The sequence below is a fragment of the Reichenbachiella sp. genome (assembly GCF_965233835.1).
Classification (GTDB): Bacteria; Bacteroidota; Bacteroidia; order Cytophagales; family Cyclobacteriaceae; genus Reichenbachiella.
This window is the reverse complement of sequence record NZ_OZ247585.1, coordinates 2,277,187-2,301,558: the sequence shown is the minus strand read 5'-3', so window position 1 is coordinate 2,301,558 and position 24,372 is coordinate 2,277,187. Positions and strand designations below refer to the sequence as shown.

The 24,372-nt window shown below is 39.7% G+C and carries 17 protein-coding genes; 8 read left to right on the top strand and 9 right to left on the bottom strand.

Annotated elements, in window-relative coordinates; genetic code table 11:
* Positions 1-68: 68 nt before the first annotated feature.
* The 4 genes from ACO6S2_RS09740 to ACO6S2_RS09725 all read right to left on the bottom strand — a co-directional run bounded on the left by ACO6S2_RS09740 (position 69) and on the right by ACO6S2_RS09725 (position 4,733).
* Positions 69-710 carry a response regulator gene (locus tag ACO6S2_RS09740; protein WP_422362310.1) on the bottom strand — a complete coding sequence of 214 codons (642 nt, stop codon included), beginning with the start codon at positions 708-710 and terminating at the stop codon, positions 69-71.
* Positions 711-2,924 (bottom strand): tetratricopeptide repeat protein, encoded by a 2,214-nt coding sequence (locus tag ACO6S2_RS09735; RefSeq protein ID WP_422362309.1) that lies wholly within the window; start codon positions 2,922-2,924, stop codon positions 711-713.
* Positions 2,925-3,357: 433 nt separating this feature from the next.
* Positions 3,358-3,831 (bottom strand): VOC family protein, encoded by a 474-nt coding sequence (locus tag ACO6S2_RS09730; protein WP_422362308.1) that lies wholly within the window; start codon positions 3,829-3,831, stop codon positions 3,358-3,360.
* An 89-nt stretch (positions 3,832-3,920) separates the two neighbouring features.
* Positions 3,921-4,733 carry an AraC family transcriptional regulator gene (locus tag ACO6S2_RS09725; protein WP_422362307.1) on the bottom strand — a complete coding sequence of 271 codons (813 nt, stop codon included), beginning with the start codon at positions 4,731-4,733 and terminating at the stop codon, positions 3,921-3,923.
* Positions 4,734-5,133: 400 nt separating this feature from the next.
* On the opposite strand from ACO6S2_RS09725, the gene ACO6S2_RS09720 reads away from it, so the two are divergent.
* From ACO6S2_RS09720 to ACO6S2_RS09710, 3 genes are all read left to right on the top strand, one after another.
* Positions 5,134-7,377, top strand: a complete 2,244-nt coding sequence (locus ACO6S2_RS09720; protein WP_422362306.1) for an efflux RND transporter permease subunit — start codon at positions 5,134-5,136, stop codon at positions 7,375-7,377.
* Positions 7,374-8,384, top strand: a complete 1,011-nt coding sequence (locus ACO6S2_RS09715) for a glycoside hydrolase family 113 (RefSeq protein WP_422362305.1) — start codon at positions 7,374-7,376, stop codon at positions 8,382-8,384. Before ACO6S2_RS09720 ends, ACO6S2_RS09715 begins: the two co-directional genes overlap by 4 nt.
* A 155-nt stretch (positions 8,385-8,539) precedes the next feature.
* Positions 8,540-9,022, top strand: a complete 483-nt coding sequence (locus ACO6S2_RS09710) for an outer membrane beta-barrel protein (protein WP_422362304.1) — start codon at positions 8,540-8,542, stop codon at positions 9,020-9,022.
* 47 nt (positions 9,023-9,069) lie between these two features.
* On the opposite strand, the gene ACO6S2_RS09705 is transcribed toward ACO6S2_RS09710, so the two are convergent.
* The 3 genes from ACO6S2_RS09705 to ACO6S2_RS09695 form a co-directional block, all read right to left on the bottom strand.
* Positions 9,070-10,755: a sodium:solute symporter gene (locus tag ACO6S2_RS09705; protein WP_422362303.1), complete on the bottom strand. Its 1,686-nt coding sequence runs from the start codon at positions 10,753-10,755 to the stop codon at positions 9,070-9,072.
* A gap of 135 nt (positions 10,756-10,890) precedes the next feature.
* Entirely contained in the window at positions 10,891-13,371 is a 2,481-nt protein-coding gene (locus ACO6S2_RS09700; RefSeq protein ID WP_422362302.1) for a PIG-L family deacetylase, read from the bottom strand.
* Positions 13,372-13,532: 161 nt separating this feature from the next.
* Positions 13,533-14,429, bottom strand: coding sequence for a hypothetical protein (locus ACO6S2_RS09695; protein ID WP_422362301.1), 897 nt, complete (start codon positions 14,427-14,429; stop codon positions 13,533-13,535).
* A 146-nt stretch (positions 14,430-14,575) separates the two neighbouring features.
* Here ACO6S2_RS09695 and ACO6S2_RS09690 point away from each other — a divergent pair, with 146 nt between their 5' ends.
* From ACO6S2_RS09690 to ACO6S2_RS09670, 5 genes are all read left to right on the top strand, one after another.
* Positions 14,576-17,122, top strand: a complete 2,547-nt coding sequence (locus ACO6S2_RS09690; protein WP_422362300.1) for a M14 family zinc carboxypeptidase — start codon at positions 14,576-14,578, stop codon at positions 17,120-17,122.
* A 223-nt stretch (positions 17,123-17,345) separates the two neighbouring features.
* Positions 17,346-18,410, top strand: a complete 1,065-nt coding sequence (fbaA, locus tag ACO6S2_RS09685; RefSeq protein WP_422362299.1) for a class II fructose-bisphosphate aldolase — start codon at positions 17,346-17,348, stop codon at positions 18,408-18,410.
* 164 nt (positions 18,411-18,574) lie between these two features.
* On the top strand, positions 18,575-19,465 hold the full coding sequence (locus ACO6S2_RS09680; RefSeq protein WP_422362298.1) for a 3-hydroxybutyryl-CoA dehydrogenase: 891 nt from the start codon (positions 18,575-18,577) through the stop codon (positions 19,463-19,465).
* 5 nt (positions 19,466-19,470) lie between these two features.
* Positions 19,471-20,547, top strand: coding sequence for a DNA/RNA non-specific endonuclease (locus ACO6S2_RS09675; protein ID WP_422362297.1), 1,077 nt, complete (start codon positions 19,471-19,473; stop codon positions 20,545-20,547).
* Between the two features lie 60 nt (positions 20,548-20,607).
* Positions 20,608-22,572: an ATP-binding protein gene (locus tag ACO6S2_RS09670; protein WP_422362296.1), complete on the top strand. Its 1,965-nt coding sequence runs from the start codon at positions 20,608-20,610 to the stop codon at positions 22,570-22,572.
* A gap of 2 nt (positions 22,573-22,574) precedes the next feature.
* Here the strand turns inward: ACO6S2_RS09670 and ACO6S2_RS09665 are convergent, their stop codons facing one another.
* Together ACO6S2_RS09665 and ACO6S2_RS09660 are read right to left on the bottom strand one after the other, a co-directional pair.
* Positions 22,575-23,165 (bottom strand): tetratricopeptide repeat protein, encoded by a 591-nt coding sequence (locus ACO6S2_RS09665; RefSeq protein ID WP_422362295.1) that lies wholly within the window; start codon positions 23,163-23,165, stop codon positions 22,575-22,577.
* Positions 23,166-23,220: 55 nt separating this feature from the next.
* Complete coding sequence (locus ACO6S2_RS09660; RefSeq protein ID WP_422362294.1) at positions 23,221-24,315, bottom strand: DUF1573 domain-containing protein; 1,095 nt, start codon at positions 24,313-24,315, stop codon at positions 23,221-23,223.
* Positions 24,316-24,372 lie beyond the last annotated feature (57 nt).

Genomic DNA, 24,372 nt, shown 5'->3' with positions numbered 1-24,372 from the left:
AGGTGAGTTTTTGGTTTTAGAGATCTGAAATTACTATTTACACTTCAAAAACGCATTATTTGGCAGGACTATGCCAATCCATTCTCGACTGCAAATTTTACCAGACCGGCGACATTTTTGAGTTTGAGTTTGGTCAGTATGTTTTTGCGGTGGGTATTCACTGTATTTTGGCTAATGAATAGCTTTTCTGCTATTTCCGGGGCGGTATCTTGCGAAACGATAAGCTTGATTATTTCTTTTTCTCGCTTGCTTAGCTCGGGGAGGTCATTTTCAGCACCATTCGAAAACATGCTTTCAACTACTTTATCCTTCACCATCTGAGAGAAATAATCTTCGCCCTGATCAATCTTGTTGATGGCGAGTAATAGCTCAAACTTCTCAGCATTTTTCAACAAGTAGCCATTGACTTTCCCTTTGGCCAGCTTTGAAATCATGTAATGGTCGCTGTGACTGGTCAGAGCAAGTGTTTTCACAGACGGGTGATTCTTTTTGACCAAGCTATTTAACTCTATACCATCTACTTTGGGCATACTGATATCCATAATCAATATATCAACCTGATTTCGCTCCACGATTTGCAACGCTTCTTCCCCATTCAATGCGGTATCCACCAGATGGATACTTTCTTCATCTTTCAATAACGAGGTCAGCCCATCAAGAAACATTTGATGATCATCAGCAATCACAATATTAATTTTCTCCTTCTTCATCTATGCGGTTTCAAATGTTTTCGCAACTGGTATATCTATATTGACAATGGTTCCTCTTCCCACATTGGAATCGATGTCTATCTTCCCGTTCAATTTTGTCACCCGTGAACGAATGCTCGGCAAACCTATCCCTTTACTTCCCTTATGGATATCAAACCCGACACCATCGTCCTCTATCAGCAGGTTGACATAATCATCGTTCATGACCAGCTGTACCTCGACCTGTTCAGGCTTGGCATGTTTGACAATGTTGCTTACCAATTCCTGGGTAATTCTGTACACCTCTATTTTAATGTCATCATTAAGCTGGTCCAATTCCTCTCTTGGGTGGCACATAAATTTGACATTGAATGAGTTCCCTGTTGAGATATCCTGTAGGATGTCATCAATCAATTGACTGAAGGATGCATCAGTGATCCTTGGTGGTTTCAACTCGTGCGTAATGGCACGAACTTCCTGATAGGTGTCGTCGATTTTTTTAACAATGGGCAAAAGTCTTTGATCAGTTGGGTCTCCTTCAGCTAGTTTTGATAACATGAATTTGATTCCCGCCAAATTGCCGGCTATGCCATCATGAAGATCACTGCTGATTCGGTTCTTTTCTTTCTCCTGCCCTTCTATACTCGCCTTGATAGCTTTCAATTCATGGTCCCGAATGACTTCCAGGATTTTTTGCCTGTTGATCTCTTCGGTCTTGGCATAGAGCAATTCCTTATCCTTCATTTTTTGCTGATAGACCAATATCAGGATAACGGCCGGAATAAGCAACAGTAAAGCACCAATAACCACCGCATTTCTCAACTGCGATTGTCTTTTGGCCTCCGTTGTTTTCAATTCTTTTTCTTTTTGCAGGAGCAACATTTCCCCGTCTTGCTTTTGCTTCTCGACCAGGTTTTTCTCAATGAGCACTTGCTGTACCTTGTTTTTACCTTTCAACTGCAGTATCTCATTCTCCTTGCGCTGTGACCGCAAGCTGTCGGATAACAGTTTTTGTTCAAAAGCCGCTTGTTTGCTTTTTAGTTCGACCTCCTGTTTAAGTCCCTCTCGCTTCAACAAAGCGATCTCCTTTTCTTTCTTTTCTGACTCATATTTGGCCATCAGATTCTCTATGTGTTTGTTGTTTTCGATGGTAAACAAGCTGTCCTTGATATCGATGTACTTTTCTCTGTAGTACAAGGCACTTTCGAATTGTCCCTGGCACTTATAGCTCTCTGCCAACATTCGATGTACCTTTCTTAAGACCCTTGTGAGTTGATTTGCTTCCGATATCTCCTTTGACTTGTTGAACATAAGAATGGCACTGTCATATGCTTCCAAACCCTTGTAAGCCACACCTTTGTTATACAACAGCTGCGCATACAATTCCTGCTGGCCAGAGCTGCCTACATAGTCTTCGATACTCGAGAAGCTTTCGAGCGATTCTTCGAAATTATTCATTTTCAGTTGGGCTACAGCAATATTGTGCAACCGGTTCATTTTACAGCGTTCAGGGTTTTGATCTTGCTCGCAGTGTTCTATGCTCTTTCGGTAGTAATATATGGCACTGTCGTATTTCTCCGATCGTGAGTAGATCACACCCAAGTTATTATTGATCATCGCCCGTTGTCGTTCGCTGGCATTGAGCGTCAAACAATGAATAAACCGATCGATGGCCAGTTGTGTATGTCCTAATTGCAAATGAAGGATACTTATATTAATGGCGAAATCCATGATTTCCCTTTCACTTTGAATGGCGATGGCTACTGCTTCACCTTTTTCAAAATAGACCATGGCTTCCTGCATCTTGCCGTATTTGAAATTCACAGCTCCCAGGCGGTTATAAAGCGCAGGCAAGAGGCTGTCATTGTCAAGTCGTGTCGACACCTCCATGGCTTCCAACAAGTACTTTTCTGCCTTTTTCAGGTCTACAGCGACGTTCACATAGTGATTTCCTTTCTTCGTCAGTCCTCGAACGAGGCCTTCATCGTAACCAGAAGCTCTACTAAGATTGATGGACTGATCTAGAAACTCGAGTGATTTGATTTGATCATGAGAAGAAATCTCCTCATACATGGCTACCAATGAATCTGTTTGTTGCTCTAATTGCAAATGACTGATCTGCTTTTCAAAATCCGCCAATGACGGAAAGGTTTGGGCATGGGATACCGGAGACATCATAGTACCTAGTATCCATACTAAAATGGAAATTTGAGTTTTGTATACGCTGCTTTTCATGTATTTGAACAGGGTCTCTAGGTAAGATTCGGACCCTTACACAACTAGTTGTCAATACTACGCATAGATAGCCATATTTACGCTGTTATGAAATACACCATTTTAAGTATTTTCAATATCAGGACGTAATGAAATCGCGAGATGGCAGTATATTATACAAGCAGCGCTAGATCTCAAATCAATATGCTTAAGATCAAACACCTATTGAACTTCTAAAAGGTCAACACACTAATAGTATTATTTCAAAATATAAGCCTTTAGATTAGCCAGACTACCCTCCAATTTATTATAAAAAATATTCCTCTCTCTTTCGGCAGAAACGCTTATCAAAGTTGACTTTTTCTGAAGGTTTACTTCTATATCTCTATTACACCTTAGCATAGCTCAATATGGCCAACCTCTTTATTAGGTTGGCCATTAGCACAAAGTGTTGTTAGTTGGCTGGTCTTGTATATTTCACCAAATCAATCCCAACCCCATTCGGATCTTCTATTGCAAAATGACGGTCGCCCCATGGCTCATCTCGAATGTCGATCTTTATTTCCACACCTCGTTCCTTCATTTTAGCATACAATTCATCAACATTATCAACTTCTATAGTCAGATAGACACCTTCGCCCTGAAATCTTGATTTAAACAAAGGTTGTTGAGAAGGATGATCGGGCAGTAAAAAACTTAACTGAGCCTGATGTCCTGGGGTATGCATCAATAAATAAAATTCATTTTCGAAAGTGACTCCAAATCCTAAATTTTCTGTGTAAAACTGTTTGGTCTCCTGGATTTTTTCTGTAATTATTCCTGCATTAAGTTTCATTTGAGATTGATTTTGAGATTGAACATTTTTTTGAGCATAGCCAGCAGTAACCGTACTGATTGCTATTAAAATAACCGTTGTTAATCGTTTCATTTTTTCAAGAATTTGTTTGATACAAACTTCATCGAAACGGATTTCTGGTCATTGTAAAAAACGGACATTGTTGTTTTCTTCCTTAGTAATCATTGCCTACCAAAAGCCTGACTGGGTGTAACTCCGTAGAAGTTTTTAAATTCCTTTATGAAATGAGCTTGATCGTAATAGCCAGCAGTATAGAAAACTTTATTCTTCTTGAGACTCTCCATAGAAGGCTTAGCTCTGAGGATATTTTGAAAGCGCACAACTTGACAAAATGTTTTGGGAGACACCCCATAGTAGAACTGAAAGACACGTCTAAGTTGCCTCTCACTTAGTCCTACATCTAATGACTTAATATCTACATTTCCCGCAGACATTAAAATTTCTCGCATAGCATTTATTACTCGCGAATCAGGAGTAATCAAAGAAGTGCTATTCGCAATAACCTCAAGAAAAATTTGATCAAATACTGATTTGTAATGACCTAGCCCCTCCTCTCTAACCCATGATTCGCCAATAACCGTTGAAAGTTTCGGTAAGAATTCGGACAGATCAAGGAACTGATCAATTAACTCAACGGCTGAAATATTGAACAACTGCGGAAATCCTCCTGGCAAAAAACGAATCCCGATATAATCAAATGTAACTCCCAAGTCATATTGCAAAAAAGACTTGGAGAAACCTGTAATGAAAATACGATCTAAGCTGGTGACCTCCAACAAAATATCAACACAACCATCGGAAACCACCCTGTAAGTAAATGGAGAGTCAAGTTTTTCGATGGTCTTCAACTGCCAATAGCAGTATATATATTCTTTAAGGTTGTCATTGGGACTCACCTCCGAATACGAAATATTTTTCCGGGACTCATAAGCAATAGTAGGCTGTTGAGGGTAAAATAGATTGGCTAAACTCATCCGTGATCTAACGTAGACAATATCAATTGATAGTCCAGAAAGTTAGAATAAACACTGCTTCCACAAAAGTCTCAGACAATAAAACTATCCATTTGATTAGTTCCATTTTTGGTTATCGCTTAGTTTTTAAGCTTGAACATAAAAAAAGCCAGATCAACGTTATGAACTGGCCAAAGAATAATGAAGCAAATTTGTTAGTTAGGTCAACCTTGTTTACCAAAAGAGGTTAGGTCGGTTAGCTCCTTCATCAATATTACTAATTATTGATACTTCAAAAGTAGGGGGAGATTGATAGGTTTGAAATAGGTACAGATACCACAATTTATACTAGGTACTTGTACCTAGTATAAAAATTCAGATGGAATTGGCTATCTTCATTGTTGCTTTCAAAGCCCATAATATGGTCAACAAACGAACCTCAATCTTTTCGATTCTAGTAGTTATTCTAATACTAGGATTCCTAGCTCTTCAACTTCCGAACCTCCAGTTCGATTACGAACTGGAAAACTTCTTCCCCAATAATGACCCCGACCTCAAATATTACGAAGAATTTTCTCAAACCTTTGGACACGACAATGACTACCTACTCCTAGGTTTCGAATCCACAAATGGTTTGCTTAATCAGGCGTTTCTAAGCCAAATAGATAGCGGGTTATCGAAAACAGAAAATCTACAACATACCCTCCAGGTGTTCTCTCCTACTTCCATGAAGTCCATCGCAAAGACACCCATGGGCTTTATCCCTATTCCTTTGCTGCATATTTCGAATCCATCAAAACTTAAGCGTGATAGTATCAAACTGTTTGATCACACGCTTTACAGAGAAATGTTTGTTTCAAAATCTGGAAAAAGCCTAAAAGCTATAGTCGTACATGAAAGATTTAAAACGAAGGAAGAGGCCGACAAATATGTCAACGAAATACATAGGATATTTGATGGATTCACACCCAGAGTTCGAATAGCAGGCAAAGCTGTAGCTCAAACAGCTTTCGTTGAAGCAGTCAAGGCCGACTTCACCAAATTTATCCTTATTGCACTCGTATTGATATTTCTCTGGCTCATTGTCTTTATGCGACAAATCGTACTCATTATCATGGCGTTGTGTATATCTGGACTATCCGTTGTGGCTACTATAGGATTGATGGCGCTAGCCGGCAAAAAAATTGATGTACTATCCTCTCTCATCCCAACCATCTTACTGGTGGTTTCTATGTCTAATATTGTACACCTGTTTTCGCATATCCGACAAGAATTCCTGAAATTTAAAGAACTCAAACCTGCCATTAATCAAGCCATTCGTCAAGTTGGAGTCGCAACTTGTCTAACTTCACTTACTACTGCCATGGGGTTCATCACATTGATCATGATCAACGTGAAACCAATCATTGATTTAGGGATCTACGCTGCCGGAGGAATCATTCTAGCTTTTGTTATCACCTATCTTCTTTACCCTTCAGTGGTTACGCTTCTTAAACCTAACATTTCCGAATCAAATAAAGGTACGTTTCTATTCTCCCCATTGGAAAAATTATATGAGAATATCAGTAGAAATGGGAAAACCATCATGATCAGTTCTATTGCAATATTTATGCTAAGTCTTTTCGGTCTCACCAAGCTAGAAATTGATGCCTATTTGGTAAATGACCTACCTGAAGACGATGTCGTAAAATCAGATTTTATATTTTTTGATCAGCAATTTTCAGGATCCAAACCATTCACGTTGAGCATTTGGAGTAAAAAAGCTTCTAACCCGATCTATAGTAAGCAAGTAATTGAAGAAATGGACAAAATAGAGCAGCTAATTAAGATTCACGCCCAAGCTGGAGATTTAGTTTCTCCTGTTTCTATCGTAAAGCTCGCTAATCAAAACCTTCACAGGGCCTCTCCTACCTATTATAGGTTACCCCAATCAGATAAAGAGTGGAAAAAAGCGTTTCACCATATTCGTCGAAGCCATATGGAAAGAAGATCAACAAAAGTAAGTACGAAATCACTAGCTCAGATCACTGGATACTTCCAGGATTTAGGTTCAAAAGACGCATCATTAAAACACGCCAATCTATTAGAAGCATTAGACAAAAATGTCAACCATCAAATCATTGGGTATCGCCTAACAGGCACAACCTTGCTCATAGATAAGAGTCATGAGCTACTTTCGATAAATTTAATTAAAGGGCTCGGGCTAGCCATACTTATCGTAGCAATCATTGCAGGCTTGCTTTTCAAATCCCTAAGAATGATCCTAATTACGCTTATTCCAAACTTATTCCCAATTCTAGTAGTAGCTGCCATAATGGGCTACTTTTCCATCCCCTTAAATCTAAGTACCTCGGTTATATTCGCAATTTCCTTTGGTATAGTCGTGGATGACACCATCCATTTTCTAAGTCAATTCAGGTTTGAATATCAGGGAGGAAAAAACAAGGGTGAAGCGATCAATGCAGCTCTGCTTAAGACAGGAAGACCAATTTTAATGACTACCATCATTCTTACCACAGGTTTTATGGTGTTTTGCTTTTCCAGTTTCAGTGCAGTTTTTTATATGGGTCTATTTGTCTGTATTTCTTTCGTCACAGCACTAGTGGCAGACTTATTTTTATTACCCGTGCTCATACTTAAATGGCTACCAGATCATAAGAAATGAATGTTCGACTCATCTTATTGTCATGTATCTTCTCATGTGGTGCCGTTAAGCAGGACATTAATGACAAAATCAACGGTTTATGTTTGGTTGCTCCTTCCTTTGAGTTGAAACCAGCGTATTATCAACCCATCCAAAATACAGGAGCTAACTGGGTGGCTATCATTCCTTACGCATTTTGCAGCCCAACTCAGCCCCAAGTAACCTTTGATCACCCAAAACAATGGATAGGAGAAACTACCGATGGAATAAAACAGGCCATTCAACTCGCACATAAATCTGGGCTCAAAGTCATGCTAAAGCCTCATCTGTGGGTAATTGGACAAGGCTGGGCCGGAGATCTTGAATATACCTCTGAAGAACAACTAAATCAATGGAAGTCCAGCTACGCTACATACATATTGAATTTCGCTCAAGTGGCCCATGAACTCAATGTAGAAATGATTTCAATTGGCACTGAAATCCGACAGATTGCAAAAACCAACGACTTCTATTGGATTGACCTTATTAATAGAGTTAGAAAGATTTATTCGGGGCCTCTCACTTATTCAGCCAATTGGGACAATTATGAAAACATACCATTTTGGAGGGAACTTGACTACATTGGTATTGATGCCTACTTTCCAATAAGTGAGTCAAAAACGCCATCAGTAGAAGAGTTAATTAAAAATGGTTCAGAGACAAAACAAGAGATACGAGATTTTACAAACGTTTATCTTAAAAAAGTGCTATTCACGGAATTTGGATTTAAAAGCCAGGATTACAGTACGTCTGGACACTGGAAACAAGATCATAAAAATAAAACCGTCAACATTGATGGTCAAGCTAACGCCTACAAAGCACTCTTTAAACTCTATTGGAATGAAGACTGGTTTCTAGGAGGGTTTGCATGGAAGTGGCATTATAAACATAAAGAAGCAGGCGGGACCTCAAACCAAGACTTTACACCACAAAACAAATTAGCCGAAAAAATACTTAGAAACCAGTATTCTAAAAACAAAGATCAATAGGTATATTTCCAACCCTCTATCTTAATTCCACTCACATAATATGCGCTAACTTTCATTGTATTTTATAAAAAAAGTGCAATATTACAAGCATAATTTATTGATCTGGAGTTTTTCTCAATGACTCCAGTAAATCTTTAAACCTAAAATTTAATATTATGAAAACTAAATTACTCGCTTTAGCCCTAGTAGGTTTATTCGCAATCAATGGTGCAATGGCACAAGAACAAGGAGACATCAGAGTCAATGCTGGTCTCATCAACTTATTTTCACCATATGGTGGTGACTACAGAATTGGATTTGGATTTGGTGGTGAATATTTGATTACCGATGCAATCTCAGTTGCTCCTTCGTATTATCTGACAAACAAAGACGATTTTAAAGTTAACATTTTCAGTATTGACGGTAGATATTATTTCATGACTGATGACATTCAAGCTTATGGTGTGGCTGGAGTTAGCTTTATCAACGGAGATGGTGGATTTTCTGAGACTGGATTGGCACTGGGTGCTGGTGCGATCTTTGGTATTTCTGACGCTGTAGGTATAAATGCTGAATTGAAATATCAACTAAACAAGCCATTTGACGACGCTCTTGGCCTTCAGGCTAACATAGGAGTTGTTTACACTTTTGGCAAATAATTCTTTCCAACAAAAATTTTAAAGTCCCGGTTTTCATCGGGACTTTTTTATGCCTTAGGACTAATAACCTGAATCAACAAACCAAGCAAGATCACCCCTGCACAGCCTATTACATTAAACCACAGGTAACCAATTTCTGTTGAATTGTACAAACCAATTACAAGGCTTTGAGAGATAATAGCGCCCCAAAATACTGCAGTACCTTGCACATACTTAAAGAAAAAAGCCACAAGGAAAATACCCAGAATATTGCCGTAGAAAAGTGAGCCTAATATGTTCACCATCTCGATTAAGTTTTCCGATTGATGAGCCATAAATGCGAAACAAATAGCAAGAACACCCCAGGCGGCGGTTAGGAGCTTAGAAACAAGCATATATTGCTTTTCCGTTCCATTTTGATTAATCAGATTCTTATAAAAATCAATCACTGTCGTGGATGCCAATGCATTCAACTCACCGGATGTAGATGACATGGCAGCTGAGAAAATTACTGCTATCAATAACCCTATAATTCCTTGAGGTAAATAATTGAGAATGAAGGTCAAAAATACATAATCAGAGTCTTTTAGCTTAATGGTATCATCTGTCGCCGCAATGAGGTTCTTCATTTCTGCTCTGGAACTATTCACTTGTTCAGCAGTGAATTGCAAGAGTTCTTGGGCTTCTTCCTGATCATCTTTTGTGCCCGAAAGTAGCGCATCCTTATATACCATAGCAGAGGCCTTTCTTTTGCTTACCCAATAGTCGTGATCTTCTGTAATCAGGTCAATGTTTTCAGTTCCCACTTGCTGTTCAACAATAGCCAAACTTTGCTGATTGAAATGAACTGGTGGCTGATAGAAAATGTAGAACACATACAATAGCGCACCAGTGAGCAAGATAAAAAACTGCATGGGAACCTTCATCACCGCATTGAACATTAAGCCAATTCTACTTTCGGCTGTGTTTTTACCCCCAAGGTATCTTTGTACTTGTGACTGATCCGTACCAAAGTAAGACAAAGCCAAAAACAAGCCTCCGAGTATACCTGACCACACGGTGTATCTCTTTTCAAAATCTAAAGAAAAATCTACGGCATTCAGCTTGTCCAAACTCCCTGCAATATGTAAGGCTTCTGGCAGTGAAACATAATCAGACAAGTAATGTATGATATATCCAAAGGCGATCGCCATTCCAACAAGAATCACAGTCATTTGATGCTTTTGAGTGAGACTCACCGCTTTAGTGCCTCCACTTACTGTATAGATAATTACCAACACACCCACTAGAAGAATCGTCCAGGAAAGACTCCAACTGAGTATGGTAGATAGAATAATGGCCGGCGCGTAAATGGTAATCCCTGCAGCCAATCCGCGCTGCACTAAAAACAAAAACGCTCCCAGCAAACGTGTTTTTTTATCAAATCGATTCTCCAAATACTCATAGGCAGTATAAACCTTGAGTTTGTAATAGATTGGAATAAACACCAAAGCCACAATAATAAGCGCTATTGGTAGCCCAAAGTAGTTTTGCACAAATGCCATCCCACTTTCGTAACCTTGTCCTGGGGTGGAAATGAATGTAATGGCGCTGGCCTGTGTCGCCATGACTGACAACCCAATAGTACCCCATTTCATGCTGCTACCTCCACGTAGGTACCCATCAATATCCTTGGTGCCCAGTGTTTTGTATACACCATAACCTACAATTAGGCCTAAGGTGCCAAAAAGAACAATTAAATCTATCGTGCTCATCGGAAGGAAATGCTAAACCAATACAACAATAAAATAACGACTACCAGATTGCCAAATACAAATAAATACATGGCTTTCCAGGTTTTGAAAAAGGGAGGTTTATCCGGTGAATCCAAATGAGTGATGTTTAGATGATTATTCTTTTCCGATGGAGATCATGTTTGTGAATATACGATAAGCTCCGGGAACACCTGCTGGCAGTTCTCTAAACCAGGAATAACCTGAATATATGTAGTAGCCTTTGCCATATTTGGCGACCAGCAATCCTCCATCTCTGGGATCTTCTCCAGGATCGTTTGATGAAAGAATAGCTTCGTATTGCTCATCCCACTCATTGGGAAAGTAGAGTCCTCTTTCTTGCACCCATCCCTCAAAGTCGGAATCTGTGATCTTGTTAGGAAAATTAAGCACTCGATGATCTGGCTTCAGAATACGTACCTCAGCTTCCTCTACAGTCACTCTATCCCTTGATAGTTGCAATGGATACGGCCCTAAATCTTTAGTAACCAAAGCATGGGCGGTGTTATACTGCACGATCATGGTACCTCCGTTCTTCACATATTCCATGAGCTCTTTCTGGTAAAACTCTAACCGATCATTTGTATTGTAGGCACGAATACCAAGGATCACCGCATCATACTTCTTCATTTTATCAGCGCTGATATCTCCGTTAGTCAGCTCTGTAACTTGATAGCCCACTTGTTCTAAACTCGCAGGAATTTCATCCCCAGAACCTACGACATACCCTACATTGGTTCCACGCTTTTCTAATTCTACTTTAACTACTTTCGACTTGGATTCAGGAAACAGCGCTTGTACCGGAATATGATCATATTCGATACGAACCAGACTTCTATTGTAGGTTTGGCCTCCAACTTTCGCTATCGCCCCTATCTCACCACTACTCGTAGTGGAAGGAGGAAACAACTCAAAAGTAAATGTAGCCTCAGCTCCTTTATCGCTCAGGTCAAAAGCATAACTTTCAGGTTCTATCTTCCAACCCTCAGGAATGTTCAAGGAAACAGCACCTTGTAGATTTGATTTTCCTGCCAATACCTGCACATCAACTTTCTTTGATGCTCCGTTACCAAATACATATACCTTTTCGGAAATATTCAGGAAGACGGGTGGCGTGACCTCCAATGGCCGATAAGTCTCTCCATCTACGGGCGAATTCTCTTTATAAATCACTGGCAGTTCATACTCCAACAGAGTACCTTCAATTTCAATCGTACCCACCCAGGATAGCGCCGGAGCATTTTCAGGTGTACTGATCAAATTCTGATCAGCCACACTGTACATTCCCAAAGTACCTTCTTTTCTTAACCAGTAAGGGTCTGAATAAATCGCATCGGCATTTAATAGATACTTTCTGTCCATATTAAATGGACGATTATTGTACAACTGTTGATTTATATTGAAACTTTGCAAGTTGCCCAATTTGATAGATGCCAATTTTATATCAACGTTTGAGCGATTAATTGACTCAACGCTCAACGACATGGAGTCTCCAGGGGTATAGGCAAATTGATCCGCTTTGACTTCCATATACAGACCTGTACAAGCCTTGACCAAATCTCTTATCTCTTGTTGTTTAATGCGTCTCCAGTAAGGGTCTTTTACCTTACTCAGTTCGTTATAAGCCTGAATCAAATCAGGAACAATAATAGACGGATTAGTGGGATCGAAATGCATAATGGCATTGTCCACATGGTATCCGACTTTTTCTCCTCCCTTTACTCTTCTCCAACTGGTATCTATTCCACCAAACATATCAGAGGACTTGTCGCCTGCTGTATGATCAAAGTATTCAACTTGTGTACCTCTGGAACCGGTAGAGCCAAAACCCTGGCTTTTGTGCATACTCCTGCTCAAAGAAGCAATCTCAGGATATGACTTCCCAAGTAAAGGATTGTAAGCTCCCAGATCCAGGGTCATTAATGAAGCTGTGTCCATTTCTATTCCAGCTCTTCGATAGAAAAATGGATGAGTATTAAACAATAGTCTCTTAGGTTGCCACGCACCAAATTTCTCTGCAGATGCCGGGTAGCTTTTTTTATCGGCAGCTAGTTCGAAGGCTTCTTTAGCCAAAATAGCTGAGGCCGTGTGATGCCCATGACCACCTAGTCCAGTCCCTGGAAACCTAGTGATGATTATGTCTGGACGGTGTTTTCTATAGACTCGCACAAAATCAGCGAGCACCTGATCTTTATCCCAAATCTCGAAGGTCTCTTCCGGATTTTTTGAGTATCCAAAATCATTGGCTCTGCTGAAATATTGATGTCCCCCGTCTGTTCTTCTCGCAGCCAGCAGCTCCTGTGTCCTTATCAAGCCAAGCAATTCTCTAATCTCTGAACCAATCAAATTTTGTCCTCCATCACCTCTTGTTGCAGACAGATAAGCCGTGTTAAATTTCTTTTCGTTGGCCATATAAGCTATGACCCGGGTATTCTCATCGTCTGGGTGTGCGGCTACATACAAAACAGAACCCAATACATTGAGCTTTTGTAGCATCAATTGAATCTCAGCGGCATTTGGTTTTTTGGGCTGCTGGGCCTGATTGGAAAAAGAAATAGTAAGAGATAGTAGAATTAAGAATAGTCGAATTGATCGCATATTAGAATTATAAAATTTCCAACAATAATAGCTGGCCAGATATTAATAAAAAAACAATAAGTGCTAAACGGTAATTTCGGTTTTGAGTTATCCCATATATAAAACACAAGAGGCCTACCCCAGGGCAGACCTCTATCCTACTTTAACCTAAACTTATTACCTCAACTGTTTCTTCTTCTAAATCTTCTTTTACGTCTTTGTTTGGGGTCAACTTCTACTTCTGTAGAAACTCCATCCTGAGTTATGGTTACCAGATTATCACAAGTTCCATCTCCATAGTCTATTATCTTTTCGCTCTCGCCCTCTATGTTGATAGAAAGAATACCCGAAACTGGAGCGTAGGTCCCTTCTTCCCTACAGACGCTCAAGGTCAATATTGGTGTAGTTTCATCAACTGAATTCAGATAAGTCAACCCTTCTCGATTGATTCCTTCGGCTGAACCGAAACGATCCACCTGAGTTTTTTCTCCTTCCTCATCAAAAGTCGCCACTCTGGTTCTTGTCGATTCTCTTGTAGCTTCGGTGCCATCAGGAAATGACAGTTTCCCTCCAGTCAATGTTGCGTTGTATTCTTTTTCGGTGTCCGTACCAGACACATATGTGAGTACTCGAGTTCCTTCCACACCTATAGTATCCACAGAAAAGTCTTCCAAAGTAATCGTACGTTTGAATCCAGGCACATCTCTTTCACCTTCGTGAGTGATGATAATTTTCCCCTTTCTCACACGACCATCACGCCCTTCACAACCTTCTTCACCAAAGTCAATGATTTTGGTATTGGTAGCTTCATCCTCTGTGACTGTAACACAATCGCCAAATCGTTTGCCACCAAAGCCAAACCCGCCAAGCATTCTTCCTCCTGAAGATTCAAATGAACTCGTCGCAACATCTGCGGCCTCATCAATCTCTTCCATCAATTCACTAGATGTAGTTTCTAGGCTGGCGTCTTCAATAGCAATATCTGTTGTACCAGAATCACCGACACTCTCTATATCATCAGAGCAAGAATAAAAAGTCAAAGCAGCAGTCGAGATAAAAATTCCAATTAATCTTTTCATGGTTTTAATATTTAATGGTTGTCATTTTCAAATTTGTTTGGCTCTTGGACTGCATACAGTCACAAAGGTTTAATTGCTCCTTAGATTTTTTTAAAAAAAATGACAGATCGCCTTAAAAAGCTTATGTTTGATACAAATAAGCAGATATGAAAAAAAGGATTTTAGCGTTAGTTTCATTCATCTTGATCCTCACCAACAGTGAGGCACAGGTTTCTCTAAACTATTACTTACCCAAGAATACCAGCTACAATCCAGCGATTCCTACTCCACAGTCTATACTTGGCTATGAAGTCGGAGAATGGCATGTTAGTCATGATAAGCTTGTTCAATACATGTATGCTTTGGCAGATGCCTCCGACCGTATAGAAATTGAAGAATATGCCAGAAGCCATGAAAACCGACCGTTGCTTACGCTAAAAATTTCTTCCCTTGAGAATATCAAGAATTTGGATGATCTTAGATCAGAACATTTGAAGCTATCGGATTACAATCAATCAAAATCACTTGACCTTTCCAACATGCCTTTAGTCGCTTATCTCGGTTATAGCATTCATGGAAATGAAGCTAGTGGCAGCAATGCTGCTCTCCTTGTAGCCTATTATCTCGCAGCTGCTCAGGGTGATGAAATAGAAGAATGGTTGAAGAACACAATCATTCTTTTGGATCCAAGCTATAACCCAGATGGATTAGACCGCTTCGCTTCTTGTGTAAACAGTAAAAAAAGTTTGAACCTCGTTTCTGATCCAAATAACATTGAACAAAATGAACCTTGGCCTGGCTCCAGAACTAATCATTATTGGTTTGACCTAAACAGAGACTGGCTCCCTGTTCAACATCCAGAATCTAAAGGCAGAATCCAGCAGTATCACAAATGGAAGCCTAATGTTTTGACCGATCATCATGAAATGGGTACTAATGGCACCTACTTCTTTCAACCCGGTATCCCCAGCAGAAATAATCCTTTGACTCCATCAAAAACGTACGAACTCACACAGAAAATAGCGAATTATCATGCCGATGCACTAGATGAAATCGGCTCCTTATACTACTCCAAAGAATCATTCGATGATTTTTATATTGGGAAAGGCTCGAGCTATCCGGATTTGAATGGTGCCGTCGGAATCCTATTTGAGCAAGCCAGCGCCAGAGGTCATGCCCAGCAGAGTGCCAATGGACTATTGACCTTTCCTTTCGCGATTAGAAATCATTTTACCACTTCACTTTCCACCTTAAGAGCCGCTAGTCAGCTAAAAAACGAATTGCTCGAGCACCAACGAAATTTTTATTCCGACATCCCATCGAGTGCTGACAAGGATGAAATTAAAGGCTACATATTTAATGCGGGACAGGACAACAGTAAGCTCAAGGCCTTTCTTACCATACTTGATACTCATCAAGTGAAAGTTTATCACCTAAAGAAAAAATATGGTGAATTCAATACTGACAATTCTTTTGTGATTCCAATGCATCAAAATCAATATCGTTTGATAAAAGGAATGTTCGAACAACGTACGCAGTTTCAAGACAGTCTGTTTTATGACGTATCTGCCTGGACCTTGCCGCTTGCCTTTGATCTTAACTGGCAGACCATTAAGGGCAAGTCCTACTCGACCAGTCTTTTAGGTGAGCAATACAATACTAAGGAACAATTGAAAGTTGCCGCATTATTTGAATCTAGTAGCTATGCCTACGCTATTCACTGGGAAGACAGCCAGTCCCCTGCACTATTGTACGACATTCAAAAGTCAGGACTGCGTACGAAAGTATCTACAGAGCCCTGGACAAGCAGCAACAGTCAGTTTTTTGAAAGAGGCTCTGTTATAGTACCGATACAAAATCAGAACATGGAGGCTTCTAAAATTTTTCAAATTTTGAGTACGCTTAGTCAAAGACATCAAATTTCTATTTCACCCTTAGCTTCTGGCAATGCAGGTGGTTTTCAATTGGGTAGCCCAAAATTCAAGACCCTTGCTACTCCCAAACCACTATTGCTGATTGGAGATGGTATAAATGCCTACGAAGCGGGTGAGGTGTGGCATCTGTTGGATCAGCGAATAGGAATGGCATTACCTATGATTACCATTGATAAATTCAATAACATTGACCTAAGTTCATACAATACCATTATTATGGTAAATGGGAGCTATGGCACTTTAACTCAGTCCAAACTCAAGACCTGGGTCCAAAATGGTGGAAATATCGTCACCGCCAGATCAGCCGGCAAATGGGCATCCGAAGCTGGATTATCCAAAATCAAGTATAAAAAAATAGCCAAGGACTCCACCCAAAAGTACCTGACCTATAATTCCCGATCCAAGACACAAGGCGCTCAAAGAATAGGCGGAGCAATATTTAAAACTAAGATCGACTTGACGCACCCGCTTGGTTTTGGTTTCTCAGATGACACACTTCCGATGTTTAAGAGGGGGAAACAGTTCATGGAACTATCTAAAAACCCATATGCTCAGCCAGCTCATTACGATTCCAATCCGCTACTGGCCGGATATATTTCAAAAGAAAGCCTAAAGCAAATACCTGACAGTCCAGCTGTTGGGCTTTGGGCTTTTGGTAAGGGGCTAATTATATCATTCAATGACAATCCAAACTTCAGAGCCTATTGGTATGGAACCAATAGATTATTTCTTAATGCCCTATTCTTTGGTGGAATCATAGAGGCTGGCTCTGCTCGATAGCAATAGATCGTATATTAAATTGTATATTTTTCAACAAAGTGATGAATATTTGAAAATATACTAATAATTCATCTCATCGATTGCAATCGGTTATTGTCTTTTGTCAATTCAATGATATTTTCATACAAATACATATCTTTGCCAGCCTTAATAATCACAATTATTTTTAATCGGAAGTTTCGCGAATTACCACGACTTCAGATCACTAAAAACACACTAAGAAATGAAATTCAAATCAGGGGTTCTCACTGGGGACGAAGTAACCGAATTATTGAACTATGCGAATGAGAATCAGTTCGCCTTACCAGCTGCCAATGTTATTGGTTCTAGTTCTATCAATTCAGTATTAGAAACAGCAAAAGAATTGAACTCTCCGGTAATGGTGCAGTTCTCAAATGGAGGAGCAGCCTTTAATGCAGGTAAAGGATTGTCTAACGACGGACAAAAAGCTGCTATTGCTGGTGCTGTATCGGGCGCACATCATGTACACATGATGGCTGAGGCTTATGGTGTTCCAGTTATCTTGAACACAGACCACTGTGCTAAGAAATTGTTGCCTTGGATCGACGGTATGTTGGACGCTGGTGAAGAGTTTTTCGCTAGAACAGGAAAATCACTCTTCTCTTCACACATGATCGACTTGTCTGAGGAGCCAATAGAAGAGAACATCGAGATTTGCAAAAAGTACTTAGAGCGTATGTCTAAAATGGGCATGACGCTTGAAATCGAATTAGGAATCACAGGTGGTGAAGAAGATGGTGTTGACAACTCTGACGTGGATGAGTCAAGACTATATACGCAGCCTGAAGAAGTGGCTTATGCTTACGAAGAATTAGGTAAAGTAAGTGACAAGTTCACTATCGCCGCTGCATTTGGTAATGTACATGGTGTATACAAGCCAGGTAATGTGAAATTGACTCCGAAGATTTTGAAAAACTCTCAAGATTATATCCAGGAAAAGTATGGAACAGGTCACAACCCAGTAAACTTCGTTTTCCACGGCGGATCAGGATCTACTAGAGAGGAAATCAGAGAAGCTATTTCTTACGGTGCAATCAAAATGAACATCGACACAGACTTACAATGGGCATACTGGGATGGTGTAAAGAATTATTACCAAAAGAACGAAGGCTATCTACAGGGACAAATCGGAAACCCTGACGGTGACGACAGCCCTAATAAGAAGTTCTATGACCCTAGAGTTTGGACAAGAGAAGCTGAGAAGTCATTTGTAGCTAGATTGAAAGATGCTTTCGAAGATTTGAACAATATCAATAGAAACGCATAATCCAAGTCGGAATAGCAAAAGATATAAAAAGAACTGTCGAATGGCAGTTCTTTTTTTGTTTTCAGAATTTCAAATTTCTTGATTCGAATCATTTTGAACCCTGCACAATAAATGACATTTTTGTGACTCTTAAAAACGACATTACAAACCCAAATACAAACAAAGTGAAGAATATATCAGTCATCGGATCAGGCACAATGGGCAATGGCATCGCGCATGTTTTTGCTCAAACAGGATATACCGTCAATCTAATAGACATTTCGCAGGATGCTCTTGATAGTGCACTAGCAACTATAGGTAAAAACCTTGATAGGCTGATCAAAAAAGAAAAAATCACTGAGGCAGACAAAACAGCAACCTTAGGTAATATCACCACATTTACCACATTAGCTGACGGTGTTAAAGAAGCAGATTTGGTCGTAGAAGCTGCTACAGAAAATATGGCACTGAAGCTCGATATCTTCAAGCAAATGGATGAGCACACCAAGCCGTCATGTATTCTTGCATCAAACACGTCCTCTATTTCTATTACAAAAATTGGTTCTGCGACCAACAGAAAAGATAAAGTCATCGGCATGCACTTCATGAATCCAGTTCCTGTGATGAAATTGGTAGAAGTAATTCGCGGATACAGCACAAGCGATGAGACGACAGATACCATCATGGAGTTGTCCAAAAAATTGTCGAAAGTACCCGTTGAAGTAAATGATTACCCCGGTTTTGTGGCCAACAGGATTTTAATGCCGATGATCAATGAAGCTATCTACACGCTGCATGAAGGCGTGGCAGGTGTAGAAGAAATTGACACGGTGATGAAGCTAGGTATGGCTCACCCGATGGGACCGTTACAACTGGCTGACTTCATAGGTTTGGACGTATGTCTATCAATCATGAGAGTTTTGCACGATGGATTTGGTAATCCTAAATACGCTCCTTGCCCACTTTTAGTAAACATGGTGGAAGCTGGTGTGCTTGGTGCAAAATCAGGTGAAGGGTTCTATAAGTACGAGGCAGGTTCTAAGGAATTAGTGGTTTCAAAACAATTTCAGAAGTAAAGTAAATGGCGAAAGCACGGAAAGGAAAATCCAAAAATAGCAATGGCAATGGTTCAGGAGTCAACAGTTCTTCAATCTTTACCATTGTTGCCATTCTAGTTTTAATAGTCCTCTATTGGGTTAAGCAGGATCCTGACTGGAGTAAAGAACTTGATAAAATCACCGCGACATTCACTTCAACTGAAAAGGAAACTAACAGCTCTCCCTCTGCTGTAAAAAAGAAGAAGGGCTCTGACTCTTCTCCTTCTGAATCAAAGAAAAATGAACCCAAAAAGGATGAGCCTAAGAGAGAAAAATTTGAAGAAAACAAGATCAACGCCCAAAACGGAGCCGTTGAAACTGTAGAAACCAACAAGAATCTTCCTGTCTATTCGGAGGATGACAATTATTATTATTCCTCCAGTTTTGATTTCACCTGGCCTGCATACACGCAAAAAGATGCCATAGTTGAACATGAGTATTACACCCTAAGATACAACGAGAAAACAGAGCAAGCCGACTGGGTCTCTTACACCTTGAAAAAGGTTAATCTGGATAATTCAAAATTTAAGCGCACAGATAATTTCCGAGAAGACCCAGATGTAAAAACAAAATCGGCTGCACTTGCAGACTACAAAGGGTCAGGATATGACCGTGGTCATCTTGCTCCTGCAGCTGACTTTGCTTGGAGCAAAAACGGAATGAGCGAATCTTTCTATATGAGCAATATGAGTCCGCAACATCCTAGCTTCAATAGAGGTATCTGGAAAAAACTAGAAGAACGAGTTAGAGATTGGGCACGAAGCAATCAAGAGATTTATGTGGTAACAGGTCCTATATACAATGGTAAAGGTGAGAAAATAGGCAAAAACAAAGTGGTGGTTCCTGATCAATACTACAAAGTTATCCTTGAGCTAAATGGAAAAGAAGTCAAAGGCATCGGCTTTATTCTGGACAACGAAAAATCATCCAAAGACTTAAGCGTTTTTGCCATGAGCATAGACGAAGTAGAAAAAGCTACCGGATTGGATTTTTTCCCATCAATACCTGATCCACTTGAAGATAAAATTGAGCAGACCTACAACTATTCACTTTGGAAGTAGCCAAATAGTCTCATTAAATTACATTATTCGTCTAACCCGCCTATCTTAGCGCATACTGCTATGGCAAACATTAGGCGATATATTGTCTTTTCCCTTTTTTTCATTGCACACCTGAGTCTACTTCCTGGGCAAGCTCTGGATAGATCAACGTTCGACTTTACAAAGACCAATTTCAGCTCTGACTATGCTTGGATTTCCGGCTCATGGGAATTTTACTACGACACGCTACTAGCTCCCGAGCAGCTCAAAAAAATAGTCCCTAGTTCTTTCTTAAGAGTTCCTGGGTCATGGCACTGGAATGACGAATACCCCTTGAAAGGAAAAGCCACATACAAGTGTCAGGCTGTGCTCCCCCATGATCAAACAGGATTACTGCTATATATTTCAATAATAAACTCATCTTCCAAAATATGGATCAATGGAGAACTCAGATCAACATCTGGTGAATTACATGATAATTCATATCAAGCGGAACTAACTAATAATTACATCCCGATTCCAGACCAAGAAGACACTTTGGAAATTGTAATTCAAGTGGCCAACTATACCTACTTTAACTCTGGACTTGTAAGCACACCTGTGCTAGGCCAATCTTCTAGGCTCATCAAAGAGAAAACACTGCGCAATGGAATTGAAAATGTGTTTGCCGGAAGTTTGATAGCCATGTTCATCTACCAATTTTTGCTATTCTTTCTCTACAATCGAGGAAAACCCAACCTGTGGCTGGCACTCATTTGCCTTGCAGTCGCCATTAGGAGTATGACTCTCAATGGAGGCTCCTTCCTACTTCCCAATCTATTCCCTAACGTACCATATGAATTATGGAAAAAAATTGAATTTGGGGGTGTCTATATGATTGTAGCATTGTTTCCCCTATATGTCCATCACTTGTTTGAATCTTCCTCATCGAAGGTTGTAGTGAATTTCTTCTGTGTTTTGTCTGCTTCCCTCTTCATTCCAGTAATTTTTCTACCTCAATACCAATACGGTCAATTACTCGATGTTTGTCATATAGCATTGGTGCTAAGTTTTATTTACGCCATTATAACCATAGTTAGAGCTTGGGTTATAAAGAAGAATCCAGATTCGAAATACATCTTTTTTGGAGTCATCGCATCCTTTCCATTCATTCTTCTAGAAATACTCAAAAATACCGCGTTAGTAAATTTTGATATTCGGTTCGGTTACCTTGTTGAATTAGGGTTACTGGTATTTCTAGTATTTCAGGTTTATATATTGGCCAGGCACTATGCTAATTCATACAAAAGTTTGGAGGAAATAAACCAAGAACTAGAGGTAGAAGTGCAAAACCAAACGAAAGCGCTGGTTAATTCAAACTTAATCAAAGAGAGACTGCTTTCTATCATCTCTCATGACGTAAAAAGTCCTCTCAACAACCTAAAAGGCTTACTTTCTTTGCATGACTCAAATGCTCTATCTCAAGAAGACTTCGGGAAATTTGTAAAGAAAATAGATGAGAATTTAGGAGAAACCACGAGCATGGTTGAAAACATTTTATTTTGGACCGCCCGTCAGCGAAAGGGAGAAAACATAAAATTAGAATCATTCGATGTTTCATCAATAATTGATGAAAACGTCAAACAAATCAAGAACACCTTACAGACCAAATCACTAAGCATTACTTACGATTTAGATAGTACCTATAGTCTTACTTCGGATAAAGGAATTATAAATTTCGTAATCAGAAATTTACTTGCCAATGCCGTTAAGTTCTCGCATGAAGGAGGTCATATCAATATTTGCTTTACCCATAAAAGCGACCACTGTGAAATTATTATCTCTGACACAGGCGTAGGAATGAGCGAAGAACAAATAAGTCGTTTGTTTGCCCCTGAACAAGTACAAAGTACCGAAGGAACCCATGCTGAAGTTGGTACCGGTATCGGTTTGAACCTCGCTAAAGAATATTTGGTAGAATTGGGTGGTTCTTTAAACGTGACTAGTCAGCTGGGAAAAGGAAGCACATTTACCATCTATATCCCGGCACCAAAAGAACTGCCGTAAATCTATTTGCAGTATTTTTTCTGAGCAGCCTCTGCTTCTTTCACACCAAGATCTTTGGCTGACTTAAAATCAGCACAAGCTCCTTTTTTGCGATTGCCCTGCATTTTAATCGCACCGCGATATAGATAGGCCTCACCAAGCTCTCTATCTAAGTTAATCGCATTATTATAACCTGTTAATGCTTCGGAAAACGCCCCCAACTGGTGTTGTGCTCTTCCCAACCAAAAATGTGCCTGTGACAAATTGACGTTCTCCTTTACAGCCATCTGACCATAATACTTCGCCTTTTCAAACTTGTGATCTCTGTAGTAGAATTTGCTTAGGCTCAGCATAGCTGAGGTGTTCTTTTTGTCGATTTCCAAGACTGCTTCGAAGTCGTTATAAGCTTTTTGAAATTTACCTAACTCTTCAAAAGACCTACCTCTATTGTAAAGAGACTTTACATGGGAAGGGTGCAATTTTAAGTATTCATCATACGCCTTGATAGCCTCAGCATATTTCCCATCGCTATAGAGAGTATCTCCCTTAGTTCTCTCTTCGTTCTCACATGCAAATAGTGCCAATGCCAGCACCCAAGTCATTAATTGTCTCATTACTTGATTTTTGCGCAAACTTATAACGAATACTTAAATAATGTATAGATAATTATCAATTTGCAGCGACAATTGAAGCCTTTATAGAAACCACCTGTATTGGGTCAACTGGGTCATTTGAATAAATCGTTATTGATTTATTCTGATTCCCTTTTCTATTGGTGGCATCAAAGATTCCCTTCAGAGTAATAGACTTCCCAGGTTTTATATTTTCTTTTGGCAACTCCGCTAAGAAGCAAGCACAATTTGACTTTACCTTTCTAATATTAAGAACACTGCGGCCGTGATTGGTTAATACAAATTCAGCAGTTATTTTATTGCCTTCGTTTACTTTCCCTAAATCTTGCAGCCTATCAGTTATGGCCATCCTTGGAGCCTTCGCCAGTTCTTCTTCAGACATAGGCGGAAAGTATTCAGCTATCGTTGCCAGAATATTAATTTTCTTAGCGGAGGTATTTTCTTCATCTGTGTATATCGTGACACCATGATTATTATAACCTAGGTTGTCATCATGTACAGCGTCATATTCTATATTCACTTTACCTACCTCCTTTGGTGCTAATATTTGAGGTTCGAAGGTCAATTTGATGAACTGTGGTGCATCATACTTATCTAACAGAGAAATAGTATCCGCACCATCATTATATACATCAAACGACTTTTGTACCGGCTTCTCAGTAGTCACTTTACCCATATTTACAGACCTACTTTTGAATCTAGTACTTCCAATTTTCAGACTCATCTGCTCCTCTATGGACTTTACTCTTGGAAGGACCTTCCCTTTAATATATGCGTTCACTACAGCAGGCTCTCCATTAGTAGTAATAGTAAGTGATTTTCTGAAGTTCCCTGGTCGATTTCTAGGGTTGTATTGGGCTTTCACAAAACCCTTTTCTCCGGGCAGCACGGGTTCCCTAGACCAGCCCGGTGTAGTACAACCACAAGAAGCACGAACGTGACTTACTATAAGCGGAGCGGAACCCTTATTCACAAATTCAAATTCATAAATGACAGGTCCTCCATCCTCCTTAATCTCTCCAAAATCATGGTCGTTGTTGATAAATTCAAGTTTTCCTTTTTCTTGGGCTAAAAGAAAATTTGACACAAAAACAAATACAAGTAGAACAGCTGGTTTACTAATTTTTGACATGATTTTTTATGAATAATTCAATGCAAATAAACAATAATGTCTTAACGTAACAAAGGG